The sequence below is a fragment of the bacterium genome, from assembly GCA_030247525.1.
Classification (GTDB): Bacteria; Electryoneota; JAOADG01; order JAOADG01; family JAOADG01; genus JAOTSC01.
Genome location: JAOTSC010000122.1, coordinates 1 through 10,221 on the forward strand (window position 1 = coordinate 1; position 10,221 = coordinate 10,221).

A 10,221-nucleotide genomic window follows, 5' to 3' on the forward strand; every position below is an offset into this window, starting at 1 on the left:
ACGCTGGACTGCTAACCGGATGTTGGAAAATGGCACGACCTATATCGATTCGCTCTACACTTCCAGTTCGGGAACAAATCTGAATGAACTAATCCGCACCGGACGCAGTGTCGTTAACTATCGTGGCAGTGGTTGGACGTTTGGCTGGGCTGGTATCAATTACTATAACAACAACATCAATAGCTGTCAGAATAACTTTAAACCGCTGGTAATCACCGGCATTGGTTGTGGTGTCGCGTATTTCAATTCGACCCAGCAATGTTTCGGTGAGTTATGGATGAAGTTGGGAACAACCTCTACGATTCGCGGTACTGCTGGTTTCATCGGCCCAACCTGGAATACCCACACCCAATTTAACAATCAATTGGATATCGGATTGTACCGGTTATGGCAACACGAAAAAGTTTCCAATATCTCGTTAGGATTAATGGCGGGGAAAGTACAAATGCTGGCAAGTTTCTCGGCATACTACCCGACCGACTCCAATATCAGGGAACTTCTACGGGCAGGATGTGGGCAATACATCTGTCTGAGTGATCCAACAATGAATGTGCAGGTCAGCCAGCCGCACCGCTTATTGGTATCTGCGCCACTATCAGTTGGTTTAGGAAGAACTACCTTACCATTCAGTGTATCAGATTTCTCAACAGGAGTGCCGAAAGAAAATCTGCTGGTTTCGGTTTTCGATACGTCAGGTGTAAAAGGTTCGGGGATTACCAATGCCCAAGGTATCGTCAGTATCCCGGTGAATTTGTCGGTGAATCCCGGCTACCTGAGATATGCGGTGACCGGAATTCAATCGGTACCGATACGCGATTCGATCCGGGTAACTTCAAACACAATTGCGGTTTCGATCAGCGAGTTTGCGCAATCTGATACAACCGGGATTATTGATACTTTTTTTTCACCGGGAGAAGCGGGACGTATCTCTTTCAACATCAACAATCATGGTGTTGCAACCGGACAACTTCGACTACAACCATCCACATCTTCACCAATGGTGCAGATTGTTACATCATCGATACAGATGGATACATTAATTGAAAACGAAACAATTCGGATTGATGGGATACGAATTGTCCTTTCGCAAAACTATCGTACTGGTTTGTTACCATTACGCATCGATGCCATTCATGGCTCCGACACCGTAGGAAGTGTGCAGTATCTCTTGCAGACCAGTCTGCCCCAAATCGATTTCATTTCTGCTATTGCCGACCCAACCGGAAATGCGCGACTTGATCGCGACGAAGTCACAACATTACAGATCGAATTTCAGAATAGTGGACGGCTGACACTTCGCAATGCTTCCATCACAATCGATACCGCTAACGATACTTTAGTAACGATTGATCCGCAAACAGGGACGATTGATTCGCTCGCACAAAACGCCTTCTGGTCGTCGGGAATGCGATTCCAAGCCACAGGAAGCCGCTATCTCCCGGCATATCATGTTTTACCAGTACGGGCGATTCTCTCGGCACAGTACCCAACCTTCCAGTATCGCGATACTGTTGTCTTCGATCTGATGACAGGCACCCTCGACATCAATGCCCCGACCCGAATGAGTAATGGCAACTATTATGCTTACGAGTCGGAAGATTCGCTCTACACCGATGCGCCGGAGTATGAGTGGCACGATGTAGCTCCCCGCTATGGTGGTAATGGCACAGCCCTCACAATTTCCGGCAGCAATGCTGTGGTGTCGGTGGATGTTCCCATTCATTTCGTTTACGATGGACAAGTGATCCCACGAATTACAATCAGCGCCGATGGTTGGATTACTACGGTACCAACCACAACAATGAATCTTTTCAATTCTGGTCTGCCCAACGAGGACTCTTTACGAGGAATGATTGTACCGTGGTGGGATGATCTCTGGATAACCACCGTAAATGGTCAAAATATTTTCACCTGGTATGATGCAAGTCAACACCGGTTTATTGTACAATGGGATAGTATCTCAAGTCGTACTGGTTTACCCCGTCTGACATTCCAAGTGGTTTTCTACGATGCGGTTCATTATCCGACAGCAACGGGAGTCAGCCGGTTTGACTTCGTGTATAAGAACATTGATCCATCAGTACTTGCGTTAAACACTGCGACGGTGGGCATTGAATCACTCAATGAACTCAATGGTATGGAGATTTTGTTTGACGGTACCCTTGACTCTCTTAGTCACAATTTTCAATCCGAACGGGCAATTCGATTCACTTCTAATCTACCGCGGATGAGAAACTCCACCTGGGTTACACCGCAACGTGTGAACAAACCAATTCCGGAAACGTTTCAGGTTTCTGAACCGTACCCGAATCCCTTCAACCCGGAAACCCAAATCGACATCTCTCTCCCGAATACCGGGAAAGTAACGGTTGCGATTTTCGATGCTCTCGGTCGGCAAGTCGACTTGTTGTATTCGGGAACCCTCAATGCTGGAGTGTATCCGATGACGGTTCGAGGCAAATCGTTATCGGCGGGTGTATATTTTGTTTCAATCCGATGTAACAATACCACAGCAATCCGAAAAGTTGTATTGTTAAAGTAACTCTTTCTCACATCTCTAATCAGGGGGCGCTATGAAAAAGCTCCACGTATTCCTGCTTATCGTGTTGACTATGGGAATTTGCGTTACCGCAAGTGCCCGGGTTGGCAGTACCGAACGCTTCCGTAACGCCATTGCAACGACAGCGCCCGACGAATTTGTCCGGGTAACCGTCGCCTTTTGGGATCAAATCAACACTGCCGACTTGGAAAAACTGGTAGCGGGTAAAGCACGCCGAGAGTGGCGTAAGGTTACAATCCCGGCGATGATGGAGTTTGCCGATCAGTCGCAAAATCGCGTCCGCTCGGAATTGTACGGTATGGAGCAAACGGGCGATGTGCGCAATATCCGAATCATTTGGACTTCGAATGAGATAAACTTTGAGGCAAAAGTTAGCTCATTGCAGGGGTTCTTCGACCGTTTCAACGAACTGCGAAGTATCGACCTCGATCCCAACATCCCGATTGATCAGTTGATCGATACCCAACGTGATGTCATAGCGCCACCACCCCCGCAAATCAATACGATCGGTTGGGGTATCCAAGACATTCAGGCACCTCAAATTTGGTCGATGGGATACACCGGACAGGGAATCGTCATTGCCAATATCGACACTGGTTGCGACACAACCCATGCCGCGTTAGTTGGCAGGATTTGGCATAATCCCGGTGAGATTTTCAACAATGGAATCGATGATGACAACAACGGTTACATCGACGATAACTGGGGATGGAATTTTGACTCAAACAACAATAATCCCGCGTATGTTACACAGTCGCATGGCACCAATACTTCGGGGATTATGGTGGGTCAAGCGATAAACGATACGATTGGTGTAGCGCCTGGTGCAAAACTGATGGTGTTGAAAAACGAATCCGGTGGAGAAGCCGGTTATCGATTAGCTTCGCAGTACGCAGTGCGTTCCGGTGCCGATGTGATCAGCTCTTCGTTATCGTATAAATGGCCTTCCGGTCCTGACTATCAAGCGATGCGGATTGCTATGATTGCCGAGTATTATGCCGGTGTCATCCGTGCCAATTCGATTGGAAATCAAGGCAATTCATTAGGTACCTATCCGATTCCTTTTAACATCGCAACGCCCGGCAATTGCCCACCACCGTGGCTACACCCCTACCAGACGATTCGTGGTGGTATCAGTTCGGTGATGGGGTGTGGTGCTTACGAATCGAACCAAACTTTTGCAACATACACTGGGCGCGGTCCCGCGGCGTGGGATACGATTATGACCCCGAGTCGACCGGAGCTTCCCGATTCGCTTGCCGATTATCCGTGGCGTAACGGTTCGATGCAGGGTTTGATGAAGCCGGATGTGAGCATGCCGACTACCGTGCGGACTTGCTCTCCGGGTGGCGGGTATGAAACTGGATTTAATGGAACTTCGGCAGCGACTCCACATCTTGGCGGTGCTCTTTGTCTACTGTTGTCAGCCGCACCGGAAGCAATGATTTCTGATGTTTGTCAAGCCCTGAAAATGACAGGTGATACAACAAATATCAATGGTCAATATCATCTGTATGGTACGGGACGTGTCCGATTACTACCAGCAATTAATTATCTCATGGGACTGCAGGTTAACGGTTCGCTTAGTGGTGTCGTGACCGATACAATTACGCGCTTACCGATGAGTGACGTCCGGATCGAAGTACAATCGACATTCCCGGTTGTTACGACGACCGATGCCGAAGGAAGATTCTTTGCCCAACGTGTTCGTCCCGGAAATTGGAATGTCGTTGCTACGAAAGCTGGCTATTTAGCAGCACAATTATTGTCAGTCGCAATCGATACGAATGAAACAACTGTAGTTGAAATTGGAATGGCAGGTCCGCGGATAGCAATCAGCCCTGATACCCTCCGAATAAGTGTTCCACAAGGTGCATCAGATGTTTCGTTTATCCGGATTGAAAACAATGGTGTTGATACCGTTCGTTGGCAAGCGCGTACACTGCGACCCAGCAGTGGCGCTGATACGACCGGTCAACCCTTACTCAACATCAACGTAACCCAACTAACTGGCGAAACTCAGTTGAATGGCGTCGAATGGGCGTGGGGTTACATCTGGGCAACCGGTTCCAATAGTGCCTCGGAGCCCAATAAAGTATACAAGTTTAGTCGAACAGGTGCTTTACTTGCATCTTATGATGCACCACATCAAAATAACGTGATTGGATTACGTGATTTAGCCTTTGATGGACAATACCTTTGGGCGTCGGAACCGGCGTCAGGTACCGGTTGGATTTATGGCTTCGATTCACTCTGTGTGTTACGTGATAGTATCCCATTAGCGAACATTAATCCAGCGCGCGCTGTCGCCTATGACCCCGCCGAGCAAGTTTATTACGTCGCCGATAATCTCTCCAGCATTTATGGATACCGGAGAAATGGGCAGACCGCGCGGGTGATTCCGAATCCGCAACAATCCTATCACATCTTTGGCATGGCTTGGTATCCCGCCGATCCCGATGGTATGCCGTTGTATGTCTTCTCGCAAGACAGTACGCCAATGATGAAACTCTCGAAAGTGAACATTGCAACGAATCAATTCCGGGTTGTTGGATTGGTTGATACAACAACTGGCTATACTTCCGGTGGTTTAGCGATTGCAACCGATTGGGATTTTACGACCACCGCTCTGTTGGCAGTTGCAAAAGGTACTTCACAAGATGACTTCATTCGCGTGAAAGAGTTATCGTTCCGTCATCCTTGGGCGGTGCTGAATCGCACAGCAGGATCTGTTGCAGGTGGAGTGGCAGACTCGGTACGCATCGACTTTTCCGGGGTTACGACTCCATTAGGTGATTGGCCGTTGGAAATTCAATTCACTCATAACACACCACAGCCGATGAAATCGGTTCTCACTGTGTTGTCGGTCTATGAAGTTAGCGTCGATCCCAATCATCAGGTGGGAATCCCTTCGACGTTTACCGTCGGCGAGTTGTATCCGAATCCCTTTAATCCAAAATCGCAAATCAAGGTATCGCTGCCACAAGCGAGCAACCTTAAGATTGTGCTTTTCGACCGGATTGGCCGTGAAGCTGCCAGTATCGAACAGAAAGGTCTGCAAGCCGGCGCGCATGCGGTGACGGTGGATGGTACGAACTTAGCGAGTGGATTGTATTTCCTGAAAATTGAAACCAATGCCGGTGTTGCAGTACGAAAAGGAGTTCTCCTGAAATGAAACGCGTTGTACAACTTTTCATTCTCGTAATGGTAGTTTTGTCGGCAAGCTTTGGGTTTGCACAGGATAAAGCGCCGTCAGTTACGCTAAAGGGTTTCGATGGAAACGCGGTCGAACTATCCCAGTATTGGGAGAATGGGCCAGTGCTGATCGATTTCTGGGCGACCTGGTGTACCCCATGTAAAGAGTCGCTGCCCCATTTCGATGAGATTTACGCGAAGTACAAAGACAAAGGTTTGCAGGTGTTAGCAATTTCAGTCGATGCTCCCAAATCGATGTCGAAAGTGCAACCGTTCATCGTCGGTGAGGGCTTTACCTTTACGACCTTACTCGACCCCAACAGCGAAGGATTGAAAGCATTCGGTGCGAAGAATATCCCCCACACTGTGTTAGTCGGTAAGGGGGGTAAAATTCTTCATACGAAATTCGGGTACCTCCCCGGTGACGAAGAAAAACTGGAAGAGGAAGTGAAGAAGGCGCTTGCCGAAATCGCTGTTCCCGAATCGAAATCCGAAGCGGTGAAAGAAGGAACGCCCAATGCGAAGTAAGTTTGTAACGCTCGCTATCGCATGTACAACATGTCTGTCACTATCGATAGAAAGCAGTGCCCAACTTCCCGGGAATGCTTCGGCTACTATGTCCAATCGAACGAATTGGGCGGATGGTGTAGAGCAGGAACTGTCAACCGGGAATGATAAACGGAAGTTATACTTCGAGAATATCTTTGAAGCGCGTATCGCAATTTCCGAGCAGTTTACCGCCGGATTGCGACACACGACTTACCAACCGAGTTACTGGAACGAACGAGTCACCGGAATCGAGTCGCTCGATAAAAAATGGTTGCAGTATTCGCGAGACTTCTATTCGATTCGAGTTGGAAATAGCTATACCTCCTGGGGACGCGGGCTAACGCTTTCGTTACAGGAAGATTTCGACCAGGGGTTGGATGCCGGAATCGATGGATTGCTCCTGAAATTCAATAAGGGACCGGTTGCGGTAGAAGTGATTCGTGGTTCGTCGGAAGATGATCCTGCCGGTCTTACTAAACCGAATGACATTGAAGGTATCAATACCGAAGTCAGTTTTACCGGTGGTAAAGTTGGCGCGAGCTACCTGCGGATACTACCAGATGGTTCCTACTTGGAACAAAAAATTCCCGGCGGTTATGTTTCTTATCAAAAGACCATTCGCGGAATCGGTTTGGTGAGTGGTTGGGTAGAGGCATCGTGGCAGGCTTTTCCCAATAAAACCAAATTGAACAATCGCGGTTGGTTCGGTTCGTTTGCCGTTGCCCGAAAAGGATTATCGATTCTATGCGAGTATAAAGATTACCAATACGAAAAAGCGTTTGGAAACCTATTACCTTTCCAAGCTCCACCAATTTTACAGCGCGAGCTCATTTCTAAATTGATGTCATCTCATCCCCATAATCCGCGCTACGAAGATGAAATCGGTTGGCAACTCGAAGCGAATTACAAACCGTCGAAGCGGCTTGGTCTATCGTTCTACACTGCACAATCGTCGATTCACCACGGTTCGCCGCTACCCTCGATGGAAGAGAAAGAGTCGCCGTTCTGGGAAGCGTTGGTTGAAACGAATTGGAAAGTTCGGCCGACGACTAATCTCCGCTTTCAAGTGGCACGGTTTGAGGAAGCAATCTGGAACGATCAATTCGGTATCGCTTCCGTTCACAACGAGCGTACTGGTTTATTGCTGGGAATTCAATCGCCGTTGTTTTGGAAATTGACTGTTGACGGCTCCGTTGAGCAGATGATGACGACGAATGTTCTCCGCGACGAAGATATCACCGATCAATACATCAGCGCAACGTTCTCGATTCCCGGCACTGGCGCATTTTCGGTTTCGTTCGATCATACCGACGACGATCAGGAAGTCGGCGGCCCTAACTGGATTGGAGCAGAACTAACCGCGCCGATTCACGACGGCATTCAAATTCAATGTTTTGGTGGGAAAGAACGCGGTGGCATCAAATGCAGTAGCGGACGTTGCCGCTTAGTGAATCCGTTCGAGGGAGTGCGCATCGGTGTCGAAGCCACCTTCTGAGCGGCATCCGGCAGCCATCGGCAAACTACTGGAACACCCGATAATTCAGGCGCTCTCGTTACATCCAACGGCAGCAAAAGCGTTGTGTCGGGAAGAGGCGCAGCGACAACGTGACGGGAATTTTCCTGTTGGTTCGCCATTAGAAGGTGGTGCTGAACGGATTGCCGAAACCACCCAATCGATTTTATCTCCCGGTTATCCCAAAGTAATTAACGCGACCGGTGTGTTACTGCACACCGGTTTAGGTCGTGCCCTCTTAGCCGATGCCGCCATAACCGCTATGATGGAAGCGGCGCAGTCCTGTTACCTTGAGTTAGATCAAACTACCGGTAACCGAGGCGATCGTTGGCAAGCGGTCGAGCGAAAGTTAACGCTGTTAACCGGTGCCGAAGCGGCATTGGTTGTCAATAACTGTGCATCGGCGGTGCTGCTTGCATTGAATACCATCGCCAACAAGAAAACTGCAATCGTTTCACGCGGGGAGTTAGTGGAAATCGGCGGTGGTTTCCGGATGCCGGAAGTGATGAACCGGGCTGGTGTAAAACGAGTTGAGGTTGGCACCACTAATCGCACCCGCCTTTCCGATTTTCGCGATGCTATCACACCGCAAACAGCTGCATTACTAAAAATCCATCCCTCCAATTATCGCATCATAGGATTTACCGAAGCGCCGAATCTATCCGAGTTGGTTGCATTAGCCGACGAGCATTCGTTACCGGTGTTTGAAGACTTGGGAAATGGGCTTTTGTTCGATATCTCCCAATTCGGATTGCCAGCAGAATTGACTGTTTACGACAGTTTGAATGCTGGAGTACACGTCGTGGCAGTATCGGGCGATAAATGCCTTGGCGGACCGCAAGCAGGTATTTTGTTGGGGAAGCGGGAGTGGATAGCGAAATGCAAGAAGAATCATCTGCTGCGGGCGATTCGTCCCGATAAGTTAACGCTTGCCGCTCTCGACGCGACATTGGCATTATGGCTTTCGAATCGGCAGTGCGATATCCCGTTTTATGCAATGCTGTCCGCCCCCATCGAACAGCTATTCAGTCGCGCTAACGCTGTACTACAAGCTCTTACAGTCGTTCAAACCAACTATACGCTGTCAGTCGAACCCGATGAAGCGATGATTGGTTCTGGTACGATGCCACAAAGCCCCTTTCCGGATGTATCGCTAACGATCCGTTCCCATTCGATAAAGCCCGCACAGTTAGCTAAGCGACTCCGCACCCACACCGTTCCGATTATTCCCGTTGTGAAAGACGATACATTACGCATTCATTTTCGTTCGATTTTACCGAAAAACGATTCCATTCTCAGCGATTCCCTCCGTACATTGCTCTATTAACTGCAACGCGGAGGCTGCGATGCGTTTTCTCACGATTCTCCTTGTGATTCTAACACTTGCCGCAACTGCGGTGGCAAGTAAAGTGATTGTTCTGCCTTACAAAGGTGCGATTGGACCCGTCGCACAATTGCAGTTGCAACGCGCCATCGAACAAGCGAAAGAAGAACTTGCCGAAGCGGTTGTGATTGAATTGGATACCCCCGGCGGACTGCTCTCGACCACCCGCGCTATGGTGAAAGACATCCTTAACTCACCGGTGCCTATTATCGTATTTGTAGCTCCCAGTGGCGCTCATGCCGGGTCGGCAGGAGTGTTTCTAACGATGTCGGCGCACGTCGCGGCAATGGCGCCCGGTACTAATATCGGCGCAGCTCATCCCGTGAATCTTGGCGGGGGAAAAGCCGATTCGATTGCGGGTCCTATGGGTGACAAAGTCCTGAACGACGCGGTCGCACAAATTAAAACCATCGCGGCACAACGTGAACGCAATGTCGAGTGGGCTGAGAGAGCAGTACGCCAATCGGTATCAATTACCGAGACCGAAGCGGAATCGCTCAATGTTATCAATACGATTGCCTACAACACGGTCGAGCTGTTGCGAAAAATCGATGGCAAAAGCGTGAAGATGACGAATGGTGCGGTACGGATAATAACAACGCATAACACGAAAATCATTCACCACGAACCGGGCGTTACCGACGAATTGCTCAACTTTCTTGCCGATCCAAACGTGGCGTACATCTTTTTTGCGTTAGGTTTTTACGGATTGCTGTTTGAATTACAAAACCCCGGTGCGATCTGGCCGGGTGTCATCGGTGGTTTGAGTCTCATCTTCGCATTCATGTCGTTTCAAGTGTTGCCGGTCAATCTTGCCGGTGTCATGTTAATCATTATTGCGTTTGTTTTATTCATCTTGGAAGTGAAGATAATCAGTAAAGGTGCCTTTACCGTGGGCGGTATCGTCGCACTGATTACCGGATCACTTCTCTTATTCGATTTACCGGACGATATGCCAGGAATCAATTGGGCGGTTATTGCCGGCGTAGTCGTGTCAACCGTACTGTTTTTTGTTTTTGT

The 10,221-nt window shown here is 49.0% G+C and carries 6 protein-coding genes; all 6 read left to right on the plus strand.

Going from position 1 to position 10,221, the window contains the following annotated elements:
- A partial coding sequence (locus tag OEM52_10985) for a C25 family cysteine peptidase (GenBank protein ID MDK9700657.1) occupies positions 1 to 2,542 on the plus strand: 2,542 nt, incomplete at its 5' end.
- Positions 2,543 to 2,573: 31 nt separating this feature from the next.
- A complete protein-coding gene (locus tag OEM52_10990) occupies positions 2,574 to 5,735 on the plus strand; it encodes a S8 family serine peptidase (GenBank protein ID MDK9700658.1) in 3,162 nt (1,053 codons plus the stop codon).
- Entirely contained in the window at positions 5,732 to 6,283 is a 552-nt protein-coding gene (locus tag OEM52_10995; protein ID MDK9700659.1) for a TlpA family protein disulfide reductase, read from the plus strand. Before OEM52_10990 ends, OEM52_10995 begins: the two co-directional genes overlap by 4 nt.
- Entirely contained in the window at positions 6,273 to 7,799 is a 1,527-nt protein-coding gene (locus tag OEM52_11000) for a DUF6029 family protein (protein MDK9700660.1), read from the plus strand. The genes OEM52_10995 and OEM52_11000 overlap by 11 nt, the downstream gene beginning before the upstream one ends.
- A complete protein-coding gene (gene selA, locus OEM52_11005) occupies positions 7,780 to 9,144 on the plus strand; it encodes an L-seryl-tRNA(Sec) selenium transferase (protein MDK9700661.1) in 1,365 nt (454 codons plus the stop codon). The genes OEM52_11000 and selA overlap by 20 nt, the downstream gene beginning before the upstream one ends.
- A gap of 19 nt (positions 9,145 to 9,163) precedes the next feature.
- The coding region (locus OEM52_11010) for a nodulation protein NfeD (GenBank protein MDK9700662.1) at positions 9,164 to 10,221 on the plus strand (1,058 nt) is incomplete at its 3' end.

Bases quoted from the DNA above. Each gene is read 5' to 3' on its own strand.
- OEM52_10990 (MDK9700658.1), top strand. From the start codon at position 2,574: ATGAAAAAGCTCCACGTATTCCTGCTTATCGTGTTGACTATGGGAATT.
- OEM52_10995 (MDK9700659.1), top strand. From the start codon at position 5,732: ATGAAACGCGTTGTACAACTTTTCATTCTCGTAATGGTAGTTTTGTCG.
- OEM52_11000 (MDK9700660.1), top strand. From the start codon at position 6,273: ATGCGAAGTAAGTTTGTAACGCTCGCTATCGCATGTACAACATGTCTG.